17 protein-coding genes are annotated in these 21,149 nt (G+C 73.5%); 10 read left to right on the top strand and 7 right to left on the bottom strand.

Translation table 11 applies throughout. From position 1 onward, the window contains the following. Positions 1 to 13 precede the first annotated feature (13 nt). From BLT82_RS15720 to BLT82_RS15735, 4 genes are read right to left on the bottom strand one after another with little or no spacing between them, the layout of a single operon-like run. On the bottom strand, positions 14 to 2,014 hold the full coding sequence (locus BLT82_RS15720) for a TOMM precursor leader peptide-binding protein (protein ID WP_093655271.1): 2,001 nt from the start codon (positions 2,012 to 2,014) through the stop codon (positions 14 to 16). Then, positions 2,004 to 4,466, bottom strand: coding sequence for a TOMM precursor leader peptide-binding protein (locus BLT82_RS15725; RefSeq protein ID WP_244291994.1), 2,463 nt, complete (start codon positions 4,464 to 4,466; stop codon positions 2,004 to 2,006). The genes BLT82_RS15720 and BLT82_RS15725 overlap by 11 nt, the downstream gene beginning before the upstream one ends. A gap of 4 nt (positions 4,467 to 4,470) precedes the next feature. Beyond that, entirely contained in the window at positions 4,471 to 6,765 is a 2,295-nt protein-coding gene (locus tag BLT82_RS15730; RefSeq protein WP_093655143.1) for an AfsR/SARP family transcriptional regulator, read from the bottom strand. 14 nt (positions 6,766 to 6,779) lie between these two features. Next, on the bottom strand, positions 6,780 to 7,091 hold the full coding sequence (locus BLT82_RS15735; RefSeq protein ID WP_244291995.1) for a hypothetical protein: 312 nt from the start codon (positions 7,089 to 7,091) through the stop codon (positions 6,780 to 6,782). A 584-nt stretch (positions 7,092 to 7,675) separates the two neighbouring features. Here BLT82_RS15735 and BLT82_RS15740 point away from each other — a divergent pair. Further along, a complete protein-coding gene (locus tag BLT82_RS15740; RefSeq protein ID WP_093655147.1) occupies positions 7,676 to 8,332 on the top strand; it encodes an FMN-dependent NADH-azoreductase in 657 nt (218 codons plus the stop codon). A gap of 279 nt (positions 8,333 to 8,611) precedes the next feature. Here BLT82_RS15740 and BLT82_RS15745 read toward each other — a convergent pair whose 3' ends face one another. Then, positions 8,612 to 9,067 (bottom strand): MarR family winged helix-turn-helix transcriptional regulator, encoded by a 456-nt coding sequence (locus BLT82_RS15745; protein WP_093655149.1) that lies wholly within the window; start codon positions 9,065 to 9,067, stop codon positions 8,612 to 8,614. Between the two features lie 164 nt (positions 9,068 to 9,231). On the opposite strand from BLT82_RS15745, the gene BLT82_RS15750 reads away from it, so the two are divergent. The 4 genes from BLT82_RS15750 (at position 9,232) to BLT82_RS15765 (ending at position 13,455) form a co-directional block, all read left to right on the top strand. Further along, complete coding sequence (locus BLT82_RS15750; RefSeq protein WP_093655151.1) at positions 9,232 to 9,585, top strand: DoxX family protein; 354 nt, start codon at positions 9,232 to 9,234, stop codon at positions 9,583 to 9,585. 155 nt (positions 9,586 to 9,740) lie between these two features. Then, entirely contained in the window at positions 9,741 to 10,259 is a 519-nt protein-coding gene (locus BLT82_RS15755) for a (2Fe-2S)-binding protein (RefSeq protein ID WP_208867912.1), read from the top strand. 2 nt (positions 10,260 to 10,261) lie between these two features. Then, complete coding sequence (locus BLT82_RS15760; protein ID WP_093655155.1) at positions 10,262 to 11,251, top strand: FAD binding domain-containing protein; 990 nt, start codon at positions 10,262 to 10,264, stop codon at positions 11,249 to 11,251. Then, the gene (locus tag BLT82_RS15765) at positions 11,248 to 13,455 is read left to right on the top strand and encodes a xanthine dehydrogenase family protein molybdopterin-binding subunit (RefSeq protein WP_093655157.1); all 2,208 of its coding nucleotides are present in this window, start codon (positions 11,248 to 11,250) and stop codon (positions 13,453 to 13,455) included. Before BLT82_RS15760 ends, BLT82_RS15765 begins: the two co-directional genes overlap by 4 nt. A 266-nt stretch (positions 13,456 to 13,721) precedes the next feature. Here the strand turns inward: BLT82_RS15765 and BLT82_RS15775 are convergent, their stop codons facing one another. After that, positions 13,722 to 14,687 (bottom strand): helix-turn-helix transcriptional regulator, encoded by a 966-nt coding sequence (locus BLT82_RS15775; protein ID WP_093655160.1) that lies wholly within the window; start codon positions 14,685 to 14,687, stop codon positions 13,722 to 13,724. A gap of 176 nt (positions 14,688 to 14,863) precedes the next feature. On the opposite strand from BLT82_RS15775, the gene BLT82_RS15780 reads away from it, so the two are divergent. From BLT82_RS15780 to BLT82_RS15795, 4 genes are all read left to right on the top strand, one after another. Next, a complete protein-coding gene (locus BLT82_RS15780; protein WP_093655162.1) occupies positions 14,864 to 15,697 on the top strand; it encodes an oxidoreductase in 834 nt (277 codons plus the stop codon). Between the two features lie 146 nt (positions 15,698 to 15,843). Beyond that, positions 15,844 to 16,533: an alpha/beta fold hydrolase gene (locus tag BLT82_RS15785; RefSeq protein WP_093655164.1), complete on the top strand. Its 690-nt coding sequence runs from the start codon at positions 15,844 to 15,846 to the stop codon at positions 16,531 to 16,533. Positions 16,534 to 16,664: 131 nt separating this feature from the next. Beyond that, entirely contained in the window at positions 16,665 to 17,882 is a 1,218-nt protein-coding gene (locus tag BLT82_RS15790) for an acyl-CoA dehydrogenase family protein (protein ID WP_244291996.1), read from the top strand. A 316-nt stretch (positions 17,883 to 18,198) separates the two neighbouring features. Further along, entirely contained in the window at positions 18,199 to 18,840 is a 642-nt protein-coding gene (locus BLT82_RS15795; protein WP_093655168.1) for a TetR/AcrR family transcriptional regulator, read from the top strand. 18 nt (positions 18,841 to 18,858) lie between these two features. On the opposite strand, the gene BLT82_RS15800 is transcribed toward BLT82_RS15795, so the two are convergent. Further along, positions 18,859 to 19,884 (bottom strand): SDR family NAD(P)-dependent oxidoreductase, encoded by a 1,026-nt coding sequence (locus BLT82_RS15800; protein WP_093655170.1) that lies wholly within the window; start codon positions 19,882 to 19,884, stop codon positions 18,859 to 18,861. A 159-nt stretch (positions 19,885 to 20,043) separates the two neighbouring features. Between BLT82_RS15800 and BLT82_RS15805 the strand changes: the two genes are divergently transcribed. Then, positions 20,044 to 20,958: an AraC family transcriptional regulator gene (locus BLT82_RS15805; RefSeq protein ID WP_093655172.1), complete on the top strand. Its 915-nt coding sequence runs from the start codon at positions 20,044 to 20,046 to the stop codon at positions 20,956 to 20,958. The last annotated feature ends 191 nt before the right edge of the window (positions 20,959 to 21,149 follow it).

The raw sequence follows: 21,149 nt of genomic DNA on the forward strand, positions 1-21,149 counted from the left end.
GGATGGGGCGCGGTCAGGGGAAGGGATGCGGCGCCGGGTTGAGGTCGGCGGGGGTGAGGTCGCGTTCGCGCAGTCCGGCCTCCCGCAGGGCGGTGCGCAGCCGGGGCATGCCGAGGGCGCGCTGGCGGCTCCAGCCGAAGTCGATGGGCAGCAGTCCGGGTACGAGGACGCTGACGGTGCGCAGTCCGAGCCGGCGCTGCTCGGGCATCGTCTGGTCCACGACGACCACGTCGAAGCCGGCGCCGGTGACGGCGTCGAGGCAGCGGACGAGGTCGTCGCGCAGGTCGTCGGAGACGGGCGGGACCGAGCCGTCGCCGTACAGCTCGCCCATCGGGACGAGGGGCGGGCGCGGTTCGCCGGGCTCGCCGAGGAGGAAGTGGGCGTGGCGGCCCATCTCGGGGATCCCGTAGACGAGCGGATGGTCGTGGAGGGCGGTGACCCGGTGGAAGTCCTCGGCCATGGCGCGCAGCCGGGGCTCGTCGCGTTCGGTGCGCCCCTGGAGGTTGACTGCGTCGGTGGCGATCTCGCACAGCGCTCCGGCGAGTGCGGCCTCGGGATCGAGCCCGGCGCCCGCGCCGAAGCACATCCGGCCGGGCCCGCCGTCGTGGCGCACGGCGACGCCGGTGACGACGGGGACGGGGAAGGAGATGCGGGTGTCGAAGAACCGGGCCTCGTAGCCGTACATCTCCAGCCGCTCCACCATGTGGCGGGTGGCGGGCCGGGTGCTGGTGCGGGGATCGAGTTCGGGCAGACGCGCCTGCCCGTACCAGGTGACGAGGAAGGCGTCCCGTTCGACGACCTCCATGAGGCCGAAGTAGACGGCCTCCTCCAGGCAGCCGCCGGAGGCGCAGCCGTTGGAGCTCTCCTGGACGAAGCGGTTCTCCAGGCCGGGGGCGTGGTAGTACGTCAGCACCTCGGGCACGAGGACGGGTCGTTCGTCGCGCAGCGACCAACCCCACACCCAGGGGATCTCGCGGTCGCAGGTGAAGGGTCCGACCCTCGGGTTGTCCCGGTGGAAGTCCTCGGAGTAGAGGCCGCACACACGCGGGTCGACGGTGGGGACGCCACGCGCCCGCAGCCCGTCGAGCGAGTCCGTCACCCGGGCGCGTTTGGCCCGCGAGCGCATGCCGGCGTAGCGCTCCAGCCCTTCCAGTACGCCGATGCGGACGCTGTGACCGAAGCTGTCGGCGTGCCCGCCCCAGAACGTCTCACGGAGGTAGTCGCCGGACCGCATGGAGAAGCAGCCGATGGTGGCGGAGGTGGACGTGGACGACACGTCGTGGACGACGGACGGTCCGAGCGCGCCGCACAGCGGGTTGGCGAACGGCTCGACGGACAGGCCGTAGTCGCCGATGTCGCGGATCCGGAAGGTGCCCGGCCGGACCTTGGGCGCGGGAAGCAGCGGGAGCGCGGCGGCCTCCGGGGTGTCCTCCTCCGGGACGGCGCAGCGGGGGCACTCCGGGTCGGGCACCAGCGGATAGTGGCGCACCGTCAGGGAGCGCAGGTCGACGAGGTGGACGGGAGGGAAGACGCCGCGGGCGGGGCCGCCGTCGGTGAGGAGCCCGGCGATCAGCGCGGCGAGCGCGTCCGCGGTGAACGGGGTGACGTACGGGAGCCGCCCCGCGGCCCGGGTGCCGGAGCCCAGTTCGAGCGCCTCCCGCAGCGCCACCGAGCGCACTGCCTGCCAGCGCCGCTCCAGGCAGTGTGCGCAGGGGCGGGAGTCCCCGTCGCGGCCGGCGGCGAGGGGACCGACGACGGCGTGGTGGCCGTAGAGCCGGACGGGCACGTGGGGACCGGACGCGGATGCACGGGGCGTGTCCGCTCCGGTCGCCCCGGTCGCGGCCGGGGCGAAGGCGTCGCGGACGCCGAGGGCGGCGATGTCGAGGCGGGCGCGGATGCCGTGCCCGGCGAGCGCGGGGTCCAGGAGGTACGCCAGTTCCTCGCAGGACCGGTCCCGGGCCGTGGTCGTGGACGCCGTCGCGACGGTTGCCTGCGTCATCGTGTCAGCGGGCATCGGTGCCGTTCCCCCGGCCGCCACGAGTGAGCAGGACGCGTGCGGTGGCGATGCCTCCGGCGGGCAGGTCGGCCGGGGTCGTCGGGACGTACAGCGCCTCCCGGCCGCTCGCCCGCAGCCGGTCGAGGACGGCGTCGAACGTGGTGCCGGGCGCGTCGGCGGGCACGGGCCCGTCCGTGGCGGTGACGGTGCCCGCCGCCAGTTCGGGGACGAGGGGGTCGCCGGTGTCGACGGTGGACCCCGGGTCGTCGGCGGCGAGCTGGACCACGCCCAGCAGGTCCCGCAGGGCCGCGCAGGACGCCTCACGGCGGGAGAGCGCGGCGGCGACGGCCCAGCGCGCGTCCGGTCCGCCGGCCTCACGGGCGAGCACGGCGGCGGCGCCGGTGCGCGCGTCCTCCCCGAGGTCGAGCAGGTCCGCCTCGATGCCCAGGTTGACCGCGGACTTGAGCAGGAAGACGAGTTCGGGGTCGTCGTCGGGGGCGACCGGCGCGGTCCGGGTCTCTCCGCGGAGGGCACGCAGCAGGCCGTCGTGGGCGAGGGCCGACAGAAGACCGCTGCCCGCGGCCTCCGCGTCGGTACCGCCCGAGCCCGTACCGGCGGAGGTCGCGAGGACGGTCCGCTCACGGTTGTACGGGCCGAACGGCCGTACGGCCGCGGCCGGTACCTTCACCCGGTCCCCGGTGAGCAGCGACGTGGCCGGGACCCAGGCGGCGACCTCGGCGGCCGTCGCGGTGCCCGCCCCGGTGGTGAGTGCGGCCGGTGCCACGGCGGGCAGCTCCGACCCGGCGCCGGCCAGGACCCGTACCGGAGCGACGTGTTCGACGTAGGTCTCGGCCGCCAGGCGCAGCGCCCGCGTGCGTGCCCCGGCCAGGTGGTGCACGTCGAAGGCGGCGATGGTGCGCCGCGCGCCCGGTGCGAGTGCCAGTTCGAGACGGGCGGCCTTCAGCGGCGTCTGGGTGAGGCTCTCGTCGTCGAAGCGGACGAAGACCCCGGCGAAGGCGCCGACGAGGGCGGTGGTGGTGCGGTTGAGCGCGTCGACGGTGTCCTCGGCGTCCCGTGCGGTCTCGACGCTCGCGGTGGTGGGCACGGCGAGCGGGCCGGGCAGCCCGGGCACGGTCTCCGGTGTGCCGCCGGACAGGGCGTCGGGCACCTTCCCACCGCGGTACGGGGCATCCGGCCGGACGGCGCCCGGGCCGCACAGCGAGCAGCGCGGGTGCGGCAGCAGCGGTTCGGCGACGACGTCGAGGGACTGGAGGTTCTGGAGCAGCACCTGCCCGTCCGTCTCGGCGGGCAGCGCTCCGGTGGCGATGCGGAATATCTCGTAGGCGAGCAGATTGCCCGTCATGGCTGCGACCGGCCCGCCGAGGGGCCCCTCACCGGCGGGACGGCCCGGTTCGGCGGCCGCGCCGGCGACCTCGCTCCACAGGGCGGCGGCCGCGCCGGCGTCGTGGTTGGCGCCGAGCCGCAGCAGGGCGCAGGACCAGCAGCCGGTGGCACCGGCGCGGCCGAGCGGGCCGGTGACGGCCAGTTCGCCGAGGGTCCACACGGGAATGAGGGTCTTGCCCTCGGGGACGCCCGCGGCCAGCAGTTGGTGGACCCGTCTCGCGGCACCCGCTCCGGTCACCACGACCGTGTCGTAGTCGGCGAGTTCCGGCCAGTCCGGGTCGGCGGGGAGCCGGCCGGTCCGCACGGGGCAGCCGTCGTCGGCCGCCTCTGCCGCTTCCGCCGCCACCTCGGGGAAGTCGGCGGCGAGGGCGATCCGGGCGCAGCCGTTGCGTACCAGGCTCAGGGCGCACCAGCGGGCCACCTCGTCGTCGCCGAGCACCGCGACGGCGGTGTCCCGGAAGCGCCGGAACCGCTCGGGGGCCCGGTCGGTGTAGTGGTCGACGTAGGCGATCTGGGTGGCGTAGCGGCGGGCGGGGGCCTCCCCCGGCCCCTTCGCCGGGTCGTCGTCGGCGGCCGGTACGTCACGTGCGAAGTCGCGTTCGAACAGGGTCCGGACCAGTTCGGCCGCCATCCCGCGCTGCGGGGCGCCGAAGCCCGTGCAGAGTTCGGCGAGGCTGTGCCGGCCGGAGAGGTGGGGCACAATCAGGGAGGCGAAGCGGTACGCGGTGCGGCCGGTCAGGTGGAAGCCGCCGTCGGCATTGTGGAAGAGGACGCCTCCGGGGGTCTCGGTGAACAGCACGTCGCGGCGGATCCGGGGACGTGTGGCGGCGAGGGTGTCGAACAGCGTCCGTCCGGCGCAGGATTCCCCCGGGGCGCCGTTGTGCGCCGGGGTCCCCGTTGCGCCGGATGCCTTCGCTGCGTCGAGTGCCTCGGCCGGGTCCGCTGAGGCCGCTCCGCCCGGTGAGTCCCCGGGGTCCGGTGCGCCCGCGGTCTCCGCCGGGCCTTCGTCCTTCGTCGTGGAACCGGCTTCTCTTGCGTCGTCTGCGTCGATGACGTCGGTGGGCATGGCGTCACACCTTCTGTGTGGGACGGACGGATGGCGAGTCGTTGCCACGCGCGTAGAGGCGCAGGAGGTCGTGCATGCGGTACGGGCCGGGCGGGCCCTCTTCGAGCAGCCCGGCGTCCGCCAGTCGTTCGAGGAGGTCCTCCGTCTCGGGCAGAGGCAGACCGAGGAGGGCGGACGCGTCGGAGGCGTGCAGTTCGCCGGTCGTGTGCGAGCCGATGCGCGGGAAGGCGCGCGCCGCTCCCCGGTCGAGCCGGCCCAGCGCGGAGTCGAGCACCTTTCGGAGGGCCATGTGCGGCGAGCCGGGCAGGGAGAGCCGGGCCAGCGGGTCTCCGGCGAGCCACTCCGCGCAGTCGGCGAGCCGCAGTGCCGGGCGGGTGAGCAGACGTGCCGTCACGATCCGCAGGGCGAGCGGATGGTGGCAGCAGGCGTCTGCCAGGGCGCGGGCGGCGTCGGGTTCCGCACCCACCCGTTCACTGCCGAGTGCGGTGCCGAGCAGCTCGTACGACTCGTCCTCGGCGAGCGGTCCGAGGCGCTGCACCCAGCCGCCGTGCGCGGCGATCAGACCGGCGAGTCCCCTCCTGCTGGTGACGACGGCGGAGGCGTCGGGGCGCGTGTGCAGCAGGGGAAGGACCTGGTCGGCGTCGAGCACGTCGTCGAGGACGAGCAGGACCCGGCCGCGGGTGTGCGGCTCTCCCAGGGCGGCCGCCACCTCCGCCGTGACCTCGCCGGCGGTGAGCGGCACCCCGTCGGGGCGGACCATGCGGACGAGGTAGCGGCCGCCGGGGAAGCCGTCCCCCGCGAGATGGGCCACCTGCCGGGCGAGCGCGGTCTTCCCGATCCCCGGCGCCCCGGACACCACCACGGTCGCCGAGTCGGGCCCTTCCGGCGCCGTGAGGCGCCCGCCCAGGGCGGCGGTCTCGGAGGCCCGGCCGGTGAACGCGGGCACGGGCGCCACGGGCACGACGAGCACGGGACCGTCGCCGGGGGCCGCGTGGGCGGATGCCCCGGACGGACCCCGGACGGACGGAGGCAGTCGCGGCTCAGCGCCTGCGGCCACGACCGTCATGGGACGAACGCCGGCCGACCTCTCCGCGGGCACCGGTGCCGCCCCGGGGGCCACGTCGGGGGAGCCGGTCACCGTGCGGACGTGGGGTGCGGCACCGCCGTCGGCAGCCTCCGGCCACCCGGCACCACCGCCGGCCGCGGGGGCACCGGCGGACGCGTCGGGAAACGCCCGGTGGAGCGACGCCCGCGCGGCCGGCGGGCCGGTTCCGCCGTCGTCGCCCGGAGCGGCGCCGGCGGAACTCCCGGACGGTACGGCGTCGGGGTGCGGCATCGCCGGAACCGGACGCCGGGACGCGTCTCCCTGCGCGTACGGCGGTGCCGGCTCACGAGCCGTGCCGGCCGCCGGGTCCGGCACCGCCCCGAGCGCGGCCGGCTGCGGAGCCGGGGCGGACGGCGGGAGGGACGCGGCCGGGCGGCCTGCCCCCTGCCCCGCCGCCACCGGGAGCCGGGGCCGTGCCGGGACCACGGTCGCGAGGGAGGGCAGCGCGCGCCCGAGATCCTCACCGCGCAGGATGGCCAGTTCGAGCTCCCGCAGCGCCGGCGAGGGATCGACGCCCAGCTCGGCACGGAGGTATGCCTTCACCCTGCGGTACTCGGCCAGTGCCTCGGTCTGCCGCCCGCTCCGGTACAGCGCCTCGATCAGCTGCTCGCGGAAGCGCTCGTGGCCCGGATGGGCACGAGTGGCACCCCACAGGGCGACCAGCGCCTCGCCGCAGCGACCCAGGGCGAGTTGCAGGTCGCAGACCTTCTCCACGGTGCGCAGTCGTTCCTCGGCGAGCCGTGGCACCTCGTCGCGCCGCAGCACGTCCGAGCGCACGTTCGCGAGCAGCGGCCCCTGCCACAGCGACAGCGCGTCCTCCAGTGTGTGCAGCTCCCTCCCCGGGTCGTGGGCGTACGCGGCGGCCAGGCGCACCCGCTCCCGGAAGCCGATCAGGTCGAGGGAGTCCGGTCCCGCGGAGATGCGGTAGCCGCCGGGTACGGCCTCGATCGGCGCACCGGTCACCCCGTGCTTCACGAACAGCCGCCGCAGCCGCAGCACACACGTCTGGAGTGCCGCCCTGGCGGTGGCGGGCTGCTCCTCGCCCCACATGGTGCGCTGGAGGTACTCGACGGAGACGACGGTGTTGGCGTGCAGGAGCAGCGAGGCGAGGAGGATCGTCGGTTTGGAGGGCGGGAGGACGACGGTGTCGGAGCCGTCGGTGATGCTCAGCGGTCCGAGCAGCTGAAACCGCATGGGGGCGCGCCCGCCTAGTCCCAGCCGTTGACGTGTTTGCAGAAGGCGAGGGCTTCCTCGGGGACCGCACCGTGGCGGGCTGCGTGCTCGAGGTGGCGGCAGAAGATCTCGGCCGCCCGTTCCGCGGGGGTGAGCTCTTCCGGCAGATGCCGGAGCCCGGTCCCGTTCCGGACGGTGGTGGCGTCGGTGGACGTGGTGGCGGCGCGGACGCTCGACGTGGCGGAGGCGGCTGCGGCGGTCCCGGCGGTGGTGACGAGTGCGACGGCCGCGAGTCCGGCGACGAGGCCGGCCCGCGTGACTCGGAGGGGTCTCTTCGCAAGTGACATCAGGTACACGTGTGCTCCCTGTTGTGGCTTACGGGTGGGGGATGTTCGCCACGTGCGACCTTGCCAGGGCGGGGGCACCTACGACGGGCCGAAGTCTGTCAGCTTGATGCAGGAGGCACGACAGCTTTGTGTCAACGCAGCAGGACGCGCGTAGTTGCGGCAGGACTCGACCAACTCGCTTTCGGGGGCCCGGTGTTCGCCGATCGGCGGGCGGCCCGGCGGGGCGGAGGGGCCGTGTGGCCGGATCCGGCTGATCGATCGCCCCGGTGAGACCGGCCCCGGCCGCCTCGCACACGCCCCTGGACGGCTGCTCGTCCCCCGAGCCGCGCCTCCCACCGCAACCCCCGAGCCCTGCCCTCACACCGGGTCATGCCCTCGCACCGCACACCCCCGAGCGTGACGGCAGGCCCATGTGAGTCCATCCACTCCATGAGCGAGAGACGATAGTCACATTCTCAAAATCATTGAATCACTTCAACCATCGGATAGGTTCAATCTCGCAGCGGCCGCCCGGTCGGGGCTCGATCACCTCCCCGAACCGGAACAGCGGCCACATACTCCGACCGAACGGAAACCGCACCACCATGGCTCACCTGCTGCACATCGACTCCTCCGCGGCTCCCGCCGGCTCCGTGTCCCGGGAAGTGGCCACGAGCTTCCGCAGCGCCTGGGAGCAGGAGCACGCCTCGGGCACCGTGACCCACCTCGACCTGGCGAAGAGCCCCATACCCCATCTGACGCCCGCCGGCATCTCCGCCCGCTCGAAGACGGTCGACCGGATGACCCCCGAAGAGTCGGTGGCCGCGGCGCTGCAAAACCGGCTGGTGTCCGAGCTCCGCGCCGCCGACGCGTACCTCTTCAGCGTGCCGATGTACAACTGGAGCGTCCCCTCGCCGTTCAAGGCGTGGCTGGACCAGATCCTCATCGCCGGCCGCACCACCGCCTTCGGGGACGAACCCGAGTCGGTGAAGGGACGCCCGGCCACCGTGATCGTCAGCGCGGGAGGCGGCTACGGGGCGGGCACGCCACGCGAGGGCTGGGACTTCGCGACGCCCTATCTGCGGCAGGTGCTCGGCGAGGGGCTGGGGCTGGACGTCCACACCATCCAGGTCGAGCTGACCATGGCGCACCACTCCCCCGCGATGGCCGACCTCAGGGACCTGGCGGACACGAACCGGGCCAACGCGCACAGCGACGCGGAGAAGCGGGCGCGGCTCCTCGCGCAGGAGCTCGGCCGCTGACATCCGCCCCGGGCACTACGCCGCGAGGCGCTACGACCCCGGATCCACAGACGCCTGCACCGGGCTCAGGGGTGTGACGGTGCAGGGGGCCGCGCCCATGGGACAGGGCGAGAGCGGCCATCGGGCAGCGGTGGTCGCCGCGGCCCGGCGCGGGGGCGGTGCCCACGAAAGCTCCGGGGAGCGTGGGCACCGCCGCCTCGCCCGACGTGACGCCCTCCCGAATTACCGGGACCGCGGGGTTCGGCGGACAACGGGGTCCGCACGAACGGCGGTGGACGGCTACTCGGCGCAGACCTCGTCACTCGGCGACGTACGCACCCGGGCCAGCAGACCCCGGAGCGCCGCCACCTCGTCGGGCGTGAGGTCGGCGAAGAGCCCCTGCTCGACCTCGGCCACGGCCTCCTGGGCCTTGGCCAGTTGGCGGCGGCCGGCCTCGGTGATCGCCACGATGTGCCGGCGGCGGTCGGAAGGATCGCGCCGGCGCTCCACGAGCCGGGCGGACTCCAGGTCGTTCAGGATCGCGACCATGACGCTCGGGTCCACGGAGAGCGCCGCCGCAAGGGCCTGCTGGCTCATGAATCCCGACTTGCCCAGCAGCATCAGCGTCGTGCCCTGGCGTGCCGCGAGCCCGCAGGTCTCGAAGGCGTGGTGCACACGGCTGTTCGCGATCGCGCCGTTCCGGGCCAGCAGGAATCCCAGCCGGTCCAGCGGGTCGCTCTCGGTCACTTCAGCCATGGGCTCGTCCACTGCCATACCCCCACCCTATCAAGGAGATAACCATCACATATGGCTGATGATTCAGCCCCTCGCACCATTTGTGCGATTCAACGACCATTCGACGGCGCCGCACGGGCGCACAGCACACCACCGCGCCCTCAGCGCGGATTCCTGGAGAACCGATGACGCTCACCACCGCCCTCCTGTCCTGCGCACTCGCCGCGTTCATGACCTTCGCCGGCGCCCCCAAGCTCGCCGGCGGACCCAAGACGCGGCTCATGGCCGGGCACCTGCGCGTGCCGGCGGGGATGCTCCGCCTCATCGGCCTCGCGGAGGTCGCCGCAGCGATCGGGCTGATCGCCGGCCTCGCCGCGAACGGGCTCGGCATCGCCGCGGCCGGTTGCCTCGTCGTCCTGATGACCGGCGGAGTCCTGGCCCACCTGCGCGTCAAGGACCCCTTCGCCGCCGCCGTTCCGGCTCTCGCGTCGGCCGTTGCGGCGGCAGCCGTCGTGATCCTCCACATCGCCGGCAAGTGATCGTCCCGGACCCCCGATAGGCGACAAAAGGGAGAAAAAGCAACTTATGTGGCATAGAGAATGTTCCGGGAATAGCATCGGCCCATACGGCAATGTCAGGGGCTCCTCGTTCTCCAGACCAGGGGGCCGATTTCATGCCCCGGAATCGAGGTGCCATGACCCAGGTCGATGCTGCGGGAGCCACTTCCACCGGTGCGGCTCCCGAGGTTCCCCAGGTGGAGGTCACCCTCACCGTCAATGACACGGAACACCACCTGCGGTTGGACAGCCGTGTCACCCTGCTCGACGCACTGCGCGACCACCTCGGGCTGACGGGCGCGAAGAAGGGGTGCGACCAGGGTGCCTGCGGGGCCTGCACGGTGATGGCCGACGGCAAGCGGGTGGTGGCGTGTCTGGCGCTGGCCGCCCAGTACGAAGGACGCCGGATCACCACCATCGAGGGCCTGGCCCCGAACGGTGAACTGCACCCGATGCAGGCCGCGTTCGCCCGGCACGACGCCTTCCAGTGCGGGTACTGCACCCCGGGCCAGATCATGTCGGCGGTCTCCCTCGTCGCCGAGGGCCGGGCAGGTTCCGAAGAGGACATCCGCGAGTTCATGAGCGGCAACCTCTGCCGGTGCGGCGCGTACCCCAACATCCGCGCCGCGATCCGCGACGCGCTGGCGGAGGGGTGACGATGCATCCCTTCGAATACGTGCGGGCGACCGACTCGGACCAGGCCGTGGCCGTGGTCACCGAGGACCCGAGCGCCTCCTATCTGGCGGGCGGAACGACCCAGTTGGACCTGATGAAGGACGGTGTGCTGGACCCGGACCGGCTCGTCGACATCACCCGGCTGCCGCTCGGCGGCATTTCCCACACCGACTCCTCGATCCGCGTGGGGGCTCTGACGACCATGGAGGAGCTCGCCGCCGATCCCGTGGTGCGCGAACGACTGCCCTTCGTCTGGGAGGCCCTCCTGCTCGGCGCCTCGACGCAACTGCGCAACATGGCCACCATCGGCGGCAATCTGCTGCAACGCGCCAGGTGCCGGTACTTCAGGGACCCGACCGTCGCCGCCTGCAACAAGCGCAGTCCGGGCTCAGGGTGCGCCGCGATCGCCGGCATCCAGCGGATGCACGCCATCCTCGGCACCAGCGACCACTGCATCGCCCTGCACGCCTCGGACGTGGCCGTTCCGCTGACGGCGCTCGACGCCCTCCTCCACGTCCAGGGTGCGGACGGCACCCGTACCGTCCCCCTGACGCAGTTCTATCTGCCGCCCGGTGACACCCCGCACATCGAGAACGTACTCCGGCACGGCGAGCTGATCACCGCGGTCGAGATCCCGTTGCTCCCCGCCGCGGCGCGGTCGCACTACATCAAGGTCCGGGACAGGGTGTCGTACGAGTTCGCACTCACCTCGGCCGGGGTGGCCCTGGTCCAGGAGGACGGCGTCATCCGCGAGGCGCGCGTGGCACTCGGCGGCGTCGGCACCGTTCCCTGGCGGGCGTGGGACGCCGAGGACGTGCTGCGCGACGCGCCGGCCGGCGCCGACACCTTCCTGGCCGCCGCGCGGGCGGCCCTCGGCGGCGCCCGCCCGCTGCCCGGCACCGCGTTCAAGGTCGAACTGGCCCAGCGCACGCTCATCCGCACCCTCGAGACAGTGGCAGGAGCCGAGTCATGACCACCCTCGAAGCCGCCAGGGCCGTGGGCCCGGGCCTGGACCGGGTCGACGCGCCCATGAAGGTCACCGGCAAGGCCCACTACCCCAACGACTTCGGCTACCCGGGTCTCGTCCACGCCGCTCTGGTGCACAGCACCGTCGCCGCCGGACGCATCCGCGGGATCGACACCTCCGCGGCGGAGACCGCACCCGGTGTCCAGGCTGTCATCACCCATCTGACAGCGCCCCGCCTGGAGCCGGGGCCGATGACGCTCCTCGGCGCGTCCCCGCCCACCCCGTTCCAGGACGACCGCATCCTCCACCACGGACAGCACATCGCGATCGTGGTCGCCTCCAGCCCGGAGCAAGCCCGGCACGCCGCGTCGCTGGTGCGCGTCGACTACGAGCGGAGCGAGCCGCTGCTCGACGTCCACGACCCGCGGGCGACCGTCGTCGAGAACCCCTGGGGGCTGGACTCCGACCGGGGCGACGTCGACGCCGGGTTCGCCGCCGCGGACGTCGTCGTCGGCGGCACCTTCACCACCCCGGACAACACCAACAACCCGCTGGGCCTGATGTCCACCGTCGCCTCGTGGAACGGCGACTCGCTCACCGTCCACGACTCCACCCAGTGGCCCCACAACGTCCGGGCCACGCTCGCCGCGGTCTTCAAGGTCCCCGAGAGCGGGATCCGGGTGCTCGCCCCCTATGTGGGAGGCGGTTTCGGCGCCGGACTCCGGGTGTGGCCCCATGTGATCCTCACCGTGCTCGCCGCGCGCCAGGTCGGCAAGCCGGTGAAGCTCGTGCTCACCCGGCCCGAGATGTTCACCTCCGTCGGCCACCGGCCCGACAGCGTCCAGCAGATCCGGATCGGCGCGACCCGTGCCGGAGACCTGACGGCCATCACGCACGAGGGCCTCTCCTCGGTCGCGATGGAGGACGACGACTACGAACCCGTTTCCCTGTGCTCGGCCGTCTCCTACGCCTGCCCGAACGTCAGGACGCAGGACCGGCAGGTACGGCTGAACATCCCGTGCCCCGGCTCCATGCGGGGTCCTGCCGAGGGGCAGGGCAACTTCGCACTCGAGTCGGCCCTGGACGAGCTCGCCCACGAACTCGGCATGGACCCGGTGGAGCTGCGTCTGCGCAACTACTGCGAGGAGCACCCGCTGCTCGGACTGCCCTGGTCCAGCAAGGCCCTGCGGGACTGCTATCTGCAGGGGGCCGAGCGGTTCGGCTGGTCGCGCCGCGACCCGCGGCCGGGCTCGATGCGGGACGGCCGCTGGCTGGTCGGCTACGGAATGGCCGGCGTGTCCTACCCGCACTACCAGGTCCCGTGCCAGGCCCGGGCCTCCCTCCACCGCGACGGGTCCGCCGACGTGCGCAGCGCCGCCACGGACATCGGTACCGGTACGTACACGATCATGACGCAGCTCTCCGCCGAGCAGCTGGGCCTGGACGTCTCCCGGGTGCACTTCGACCTGGGCGACTCCGACATGCCCTACGCCCCGCAGGCGGGCGGGTCCGGACTCACCAGCGCCCTGGGCAACGCCGTCGGCGCCGCCTGCCGCAACCTCATCCGGGAGTTCCTCGACGTGGTGAAGGACGACGCCGACTCACCGCTGCGCGGTGCGGCGCCGGACGAGGTGTCGGTCTCCGGCGGGCGCATCCACCGGACCGGGGCCCCGGACCAGGGCGAGTCGTACACCGACATCCTGACCCGCCACGGCCTGGAGGAGCTGAGCGCCGACGGCCGGAGCACGCCTCCCCAGCCCGACGGGGGTGGCATGGCCACCGCCGGCGCGTTCGGGGCGAAGTTCGTCGAGGTCCGCGTCGACCCCGACCTGGGACTGCTGCGGGTGGCCCGGGTGGTCTCGGCCATCGACGGCGGGCGCATCCTCAACGAGAAGACCGCCACGAGCCAGATCGTCGGCGGCACGGTCGGCGGTATCGGCCAGGCGATGTTCGAGGAGACCGCAACCGACCCGGGGACCGGGCGGATCGCCAACGCCACCTTCGGCGACTACCTCGTGGCCGTCAACGCCGATGTCCCCGACATGGAGGTGATCTTCGTCGGCGGTCCCGACCGGGCGACGCCCATCGGCACCAAGGGGGTCGGCGAGGTCGGACTGGTCGGCGTCGCGGCGGCCGTCGCCAACGCCGTCCACCACGCGACGGGACGGCGTATCCGCTCCCTGCCGATCACCATCGACCAGTTGCTCTGAGCGCCCGCGCGCCGGCCCACCCGCCGGCGGACGGGCACGCGTCGGCCCGGCGGGCCCAACCGCCGGGCCCGACGGTGGCATCAGCGGGCGGCGGGGCGTCGTCCCGGCCCGGCGGTCGGGCGCCGCCGCCCGCTCGGACCGACAGGGCAGCCACGCTCGGCCCCGGCCCTCGCCGTCGTCCGGCACGCGGACCGCCGAGCCGGACGGCCAGCTTCCGCGGCCGGGAGTCCGGCTCCAGGTCCTCGACGATCCACTGCCCACGTCCGTCAGCGCCGGTCGTCCGGGCTCCCCGTGCGCGAGCGGTCCCGAACGCCGGGGAAGGACGTGTCCACTGCGCCGCCGTCACCGTCGGCCGACCCGGCCGTGTCCGGAGGTGTGGCGCTCCAGCTGGAGAGGATGCGCATCCTCTCCTCCGACGGGGAGCCCTCGGCCGCGGAGTAGACGGTCAGATGGAACTCGGAGTCGGCGGCCGGGTGCAGCGTCTCGTAGGAGAGCACCATCTCGCCGACGGCCGGGTGCCGGAAGCGCTTGGTTCCGTATGTGTGCTGGAAGACGCGGTAGTTGGCCCAGTGGCGGGCGAACTCGTCGGATCGGGTGCTCAGTTCGCCGACGAGAGCCGAGAGTGCCGGGTCACGCGTGTCGCGCCCCGCCGTCACCCGCAGGATCGCCACGGTCTGCTCCGCGATCTCCTCCCAGTCCGGGTAGACCTCGCGGGCCTTGGGGTCGAGGAACATCCACCGGGCCATGTTGCGCTCGGCGACCGGCATGGCGTCGAAGTCGTCGATGAGGATCCTGCCCATCCGGTTGATCGCCACGACCTCCAGACGGGGACCGTGCAGCACGGCCGGCGTCGGGTCCAGCGACCGCAACAGCGCGTGGAGTGCGGGCCGCGCCCTGAGCCGCGGCCCCGCCGTCGCCGCGGGCGGCGGTGGCGCGGACCCGGACGGCCGGCCCGTTGTCCTGACCAGGTCGAACAGATGCCGCCGTTCCAGGACGTCGAGCCTCAGGGCCGCCGCGACGGCGTCGAGCACCTGGTCCGAGACATTGCGGGCGCGCCCCTGTTCGAGGCGCGTGTAGTAGTCCACGCTCACCCCGGCGAGGACGGCGATCTCCTCGCGGCGCAGCCCGGCGACCCGCCGCCCGTCCGTGTGCCACGGCAGACCCACCTCCGGCGGAGTCAGTCGTGCCCGCCTCGACGTGAGGAAGTCCCGTAGTTCGGTGTGGTCGGCCATACCCCGAGTATTCGCCCGCACCCCCCGGGGGTGCCAGGCCGAAGGGGGGTCTGCCGGAACCAGGAACGGCAGGGCCGGACAAAGCCTGGGACGGCCCGCTTCCCGCCGGTCGAATGGAGTGCGTCCCCCGGCCGTGACAGACGGCCGGAACCCCCTGAGTTCCTGGAGTTCTTCCCATGCGTACCTGGTTCATCACCGGCGCCTCCCGTGGCTTCGGCCTGGAAATCGCCCGGCAGGCCCTGGAGAACGGCGACCGAGTCGTCGCCACCGCCCGCGATCCCGAGGCGGTCGAGAAGGCCCTTCCCGGTCACGCCGACGCACTGCTGGCCGTCGCACTGGACGTGACGTCCGCCGCGCAGGCCGAGGCGGCGGTCGACGCGGCCCTCGCCCGCTTCGGCGGGATCGACGTACTGGTCAACAACGCCGGACGGGGGCTCGTCGGAGCGGTCGAGGAGACCTCCGACCGCGAGGCGCGCACTGTCTTCGACACCAATGTCTTCGGTCTGCTGACCGTCACCCGGGCCGTGCTCCCGGCCATGCGCGCCGCCCGCGCGGGCACCGTGCTGAACGTCAGCTCCGTCGGCGGCTATGTGGGCTGGGCCGGGTGGGGCGTCTACTGCGCCACCAAGTTCGCGGTCGAGGGACTCACCGAGGCCATGGCACTGGAACTGGCCCCGCTGGGCATCCGGGTCAGCGCCCTCGAGCCCGGTCCGCTGCGCACCGACTTCCTCGACGGTTCATCCCTGCACCGGGCCGCGGCCGTCATCGACGACTACGCGGAGACGGCCGGCGCCTCCCGCGCCTGGGCCGACTCGTCCAACCACGCACAGCCCGGGGACCCGGTCAAGGCCGCCGAGGCCGTGGTCACCGCGGTCGGCGGGCCCTCCCTGCCGGTCCGGCTGCCGCTCGGCGCCGTCACCGTGCAGGACATCGAGGCCAAGCTCGCCGGCACCGCGGACATCCTCGCGGCCTGGCGGGACGTCGCCCTGTTCATCGACGTCGAGCACTGAGCACGCCACGACCGGACGTCGCGGTGGACATGCCGCGTCGGACATGTCGTTGGACATCACGTTGGACACTGTGTCCGAAGACGTTCTAGGCTCGTGCGGGGCGCCGCTCGGGCGCCCCGCACACCGATCCTGAAAGTGGACACATCGTGACTGGTGAGGGGAATTCCCGTCCGGCTCTGCTCCTGGTGCACGGGGCGTGGCACGGCGCCTGGTGCTGGGAGCCGCTGAGGTCGGCGCTGCGGGGCGAGGGTCTGCGCACGGAGACCGTCGACCTGCCGAGCGCCGGCACCGAGGCCGGGATGCACGAGGACGCCGGAGTGGTCCTGGAGGCGCTGGCGCGCATCGACGGCCCGGTGGTCGTCGTCGCGCATTCGTACGGCGGAATCCCCGTGACCCAGGCCGTCCCGGACTCCGGGAACGTCGAGCGGATCGTGTACCTGGCGGCGTTCCAGCTCGACGTCGGGGAGAACCTCCTCGGCCACTACGGCGCCCCCGATCCGGCCGAACCGCGCGGGTTCGAGCCCGTACCGGGCGACCCGGTCACGCTGTTCTACGGCGACCTCCCCGTACCCGAGGCCCGTGCGGCAGCCGGGCGGCTGGCGCAGCAGAACCGCAGGTCCTTCAGTGACCGGCTGACCCGGGCGGCCTGGCGCACCGTGCCGTCGACGTACGTCGTCTGCGAGGACGACCGGGCGCTGCCGGCACCGGCCCAGGAGGCGATGGCCGCCAGGTCCGGCACGGTCCACCGCATCGCGAGCGGCCACTCGCCGTTCCTGTCGAGGCCGGCGGAACTCGCCTCGCTTCTGGGGAAGATCGGCCTCGGCTCGGACGGCTGACCCGGCCCCCGTCCCGAACCGCCTGCCTCCCTCCCCCCCCTTCGTCCCCTTCCCTCTGCCCGTCCCCTTCCACCGCGGTCACGCCCGCTCCGAAGCGGCGCCCGCAGCGAACCATGCAGAAAGAGAACGCCGTGAACACCACTCACCGAGAGCACGACCCGGCCGCACCGTCCCGCGAGGAGATCAGGGAGCGGCTCGTCTCACGGGCCGCCTCCCTGCAACCACTACTGCGCGACGAGGCGGCGCGGGGAGAGGCGGACCGCGCCGTGCCGCCCGAGGTCGTCGACGCCCTGTCCGGAGCGGGGGTCTTCCGGCTGCTGACGCCGAAGCGGTACGGCGGCCACGAGACCGACCTGCGGACGCTGACCGAGGTCTCGGCGGCGCTCGGAAAGGGCGACGGCTCGGCCGCCTGGGTGGGAATGATCATCGCGGTGACCAACTGGCTGGCCTGCCTCTTCCCCGAGAAGGCCCAGGAGGAGGTCTTCGGCGCCGACCCCGACGCACGGGTGACGGGGGTCGCGGCACCGACGGGCATGGGCGAGCGGGTACCGGGCGGCTGGCGTGTCACCGGTCGCTGGTCGTACAACTCCGGCGCCCCCTACGCGACGTGGGCCGCCGTCGGAGCGTTGCTGCAGAACGCGGACGGGGCGGTCGAGGACCAGGCGCTCGTCCTGATCCCCGCCTCGGAACTCACCATTCAGGACACCTGGTTCACCGGCGGAATGCGGGCGACCGCCGGCAACACCCTGATCGGGCACAACGTCTTCGTCCCGGAACACCGCGTGCTGTCGGTGCCCGCGGCTTCGGAGGGGCTCTACCCGCGTTCGAACCCGGACGAGACGCTGTACGGCGCGACCTTCGGGCCGATGCTGCTGCTGTGCCTGGCCGGGCCGCTGCTGGGTCTCGGCAGGGCGGCACTGGACGTGGTGGTCGAGGCGGCGGCGTCCAAGCCGCTGTCGTTCACCGTCCACGTCCGCCAGGCGGACTCGGTCGGCATCCAGATGCTGGTCGCCGAGGCCGCGCTGAAACTGGAGACGGCCGAGCTGCACATCCGTCACGCGGTGGACGAGGTGGACCGGGCGGCGGCCGCGGGCCGGCCGCTGGACTACGACGCACGTGCCCGGATCAGGGCCCGTGCCGGTTTCGCGGCACAGCAGGTGGTGGCGGCGATCGGCACCCTGCTGGACGCGCACGGTTCGGCCGGGTTCGCGGACGCCAGCCCCCTGCAGCGCATCTGGCGCGACGCGAACACGGCGGCCCGCCACGCCGGCCTCGTCCCGGCGGTCGGCCTGGAGGTGTACGGCAAGTCCCTCCTGGGCGTCGGGGAGCGGATGAGCCTCATGGTCTGAGGAGCCCGCGCCCCGCGTCCTCGGGCGCGCGCCTCCGCCGACGTCCGTGGAGGCGCGCGCGGGTCCGTGGAAGCGCGCGTCAGCGGTCCGGGCCCGGGGCCGGTTCCCCCGTGCCGCGTCAGGCGACGTCCGCCCCGTCACGACGCCCGGCACGGCGACTCGCGGTGTTGCCGAATCAACCAAGTAGGCCCGCTACGAGGCCGATCCGGCGCCGTGCGATCCTTCCCCTCGGCCCGGAGGGCCGGGGAAGACCCCACGCACCGGACGCCGCTCCTCGACGGGCAAACCCTGCCTGACGCGGCACTAGGATGACCCCATGGCCTCCACCACCCGACGACGCTCCGGCGCGGCCGACCGGCGGGCCGCGCTCGAGAAGCGGATCCTCTCCGTGATCGAGGAACTGCTGCGCGACGGTGTGACGTACACCGAGCTGAGCGTGGAACAGATCGCCCAGGCCGCGGGCATCTCCCGTTCCACGTTCTACCTGTACTTCCGCGACAAGGTGGACGTCCTGCTCCGGCTGAGCGGCTCGCTCAAGTCGGAGAGCCATGCGATCGCCTCCTCCTGGCGGCCGGGCGCTCCGGACGGCGGGCTCGACGGGCTGGCCCGCACCTACGCGCTGATCATGCGGCACTACCGCGAACACGCAGCCCTGCTGTCGGCCATCAACGAAGTGGCCGCGTACGACCCGGCCGTACGGGAGACCTGGACGGCCGACCAGGACCGCTTCGTCGAGCACCTGGTGACGGTGCTGGAGGAGGAGCAGCGGGCGGGCCGGACGCCCGAGGACATCGACGCCGGACTAGCCGCCAGAGTCATCGTCCACGGCGGCGCCCAGGTCATCGCCCAGCAGGTGTCCGGCAGTGACGGCACCGACGACGAGGCCGTCGCCCGCGAGCTGGCGACCGGCTACTGGTACGGCGTGTACCGCCGCCCCGCCGGGCCGGCGGCCGGCTGACCGCACCGCCGTGCCGGGTCAGGCGGCGCTGCCCCACTTCGCCCCCGACCGGCCCCGGACGGCGGCTTCGGCGTACTCCCAGAGGCGGTCGGCCGCCTCGGGATCCAGGGCGTGGGGCGCGACGCCGCCCTGGGCTCCCTCCGCCGTCTCCACGACGGGCGCCTCCTGGTTGTCCTCGAAGTAACGGCCCGTCACTCCGGCGAGCAGCGGCGAGGCGGCAAGCAGCACCGATGTCGCCGCGCCCTGCGCCGGGGTCTTGTAGTGCGGCAGCGGGGTGAGGTTCCCCTCGTCGTCCATCACGCCGAACGCACGCATGGTGTCGTCGTCGAGGTGCCGCTGGAGGTTGGTGAGGATGTACCCCGGGCTGAGCGCGTTGGCCGTCACGCCGTCGGCCGCCCAGCGGCGGGCGCCGACCGTGAGCAGCGCGTCGGCGGTCTTCGACTGGCCGTACGCCGCCCAGGGGTCGTAGGGGCGCCGTTCGAAGTGGGGGTCGTCGAAGTCGAAGGGCGCCCAGAGGTGTGCGCCGGAGCCGACGGCGACGATGCGGGCCGCGCCCGATGCGCGCAGCGCGTCGTGCAGTGAGCCGGCCAGGGCGAAGTGCCCCAGGAAGTTGGTGGCGAGCTGCATCTCCCAGCCCGCGTCGGTGAGGGTTCGCTCGGGGAGCGCCATGATCCCGGCGTTGGCGACGAGGATGTCGAGCGGGCCCTGCCAGTCGCGGGCGAACGCGTCCACGGACGACAGGTCGGCAAGGTCGAGCGGCGCGGCCCGCACGGGGCCCGCGCCGGGCACCTCGGCGAGTTCCGACAGCAGCGGCTCGGCGCTCGCCGGACGGCGGGTGGCGACGACGACCTCGGCACCGGCGGCGGCGAGGGCCCGCACGGTCTCGGCTCCGATGCCGGAAGCCCCGCCGGTGACGACGGCGCGGCGGCCGGAGAGGTCCACACCGTCGATCACCTCGGCGGCGGTGGCGTGGGGCGGGAAGGGGGTGGTCAGACGGGCGGCGGGCTGCTCCGGACGGGATTCCGGTCGAGGGGGTGTAGTCATGGGTTCGACCGTAGAGGGCCCAACTCGTACGTTCTATAATCGATAGTCTGCCATTCTTTACTGAACGTCCAGAAATCGGCACCAAGGCCGGCACCGCCCGCCGCGTGACGCCCCCGCCGCCGCCCGCCGCCCGCCGCCCGCCGCTCGAGAGGAGCATCCGTGGACCCGCTGGAGGACGTACTGGCCCTGCTGGAGACGCGGAGCCATCTGTCGACGAATCTGCTGGCGGGCGGGGAATGGGCCGTCAGGTTCGCCGCCCCCTCCGGGGTGAAGTTCAACGCCGTCCGCCGCGGCCGCTGCCTGCTGGAGGTCGACGGCGTCGAGGAGCCCCTGTGGTTGTCGGAGGGCGACTGCTATCTCCTCACCCGCGCAAGGGGCTTCACCCTCCGCAGCGGGCCCGGAGTGGTTCCCGTCGAGGCCGGTCCGGTGTTCGCGAAGGCCGAGGACGGGGTCGCGCGGACCGGCGACGGCGACGACGCACTGCTGATCGGCGGCCGTTTCTCGTTCGGCGCGCGGGCCCAGGAACTCCTGCTGGACGCGCTCCCCCCGGTCGTGCACGTACCGGCCGCGTCGAGCCAGGCGGAGACCGTGCGATGGGCGCTCGCCACGATCGACGACGAGCTGAGGGACGGACGGATGGGCTCGACGCTCGTGGCGGAGCAACTGGCGGTCGTGATGCTCGTCCACGTCCTGCGGCTGCACCTGGCCCGCGAGCCGCGCACGGTCTCGGGCTGGCTGGCCGGTCTCGGCGACCCCGTGGTGGCGGCCGCCCTGGCGTCCATGCACGAGGAGCCGGCGCACCCCTGGACGGTGGCGGAACTGGCACGCCGCGGCGCCGTGTCCCGTTCGACCCTCGCGGCGCGCTTCAAGAGCACGGTCGGCCGGGGGCCGCTGGAGTACCTCACCGGCTGGCGTCTCGAACTCGCGTCCAAGCGCCTGCGGGAGGGCAGCGGCACGGTCGCGGCCATCGCGCGTGACGTCGGGTACGGCTCCGAGAGCGCGCTCAGCACGGCCTTCAAACGCGTCGTCGGAGTCTCGCCGCGCGACTACCGCAACGCGTCGGCGGCCGGCTGAGAAGCGGTGCCCCGGCGCCGCCCCGCCACCCGGAGCGAAGAGCCACCGCCACCCGGGCGCAGAGCCGCCGCCCCCCGGGGCGCAGAGCCGCCGGCACCGCCCGGCCCCTGGGCAGCGGACCAGCCGGACACCGCCCGGGCGGGGCCTCGGCCCTGCGGGGCACCGCCGCGCCCGGGCCGCCCGGCGGCGGT

It is taken from the genome of Streptomyces wuyuanensis, assembly GCF_900103455.1.
GTDB lineage: Bacteria > Actinomycetota > Actinomycetes > Streptomycetales > Streptomycetaceae > Streptomyces > Streptomyces wuyuanensis.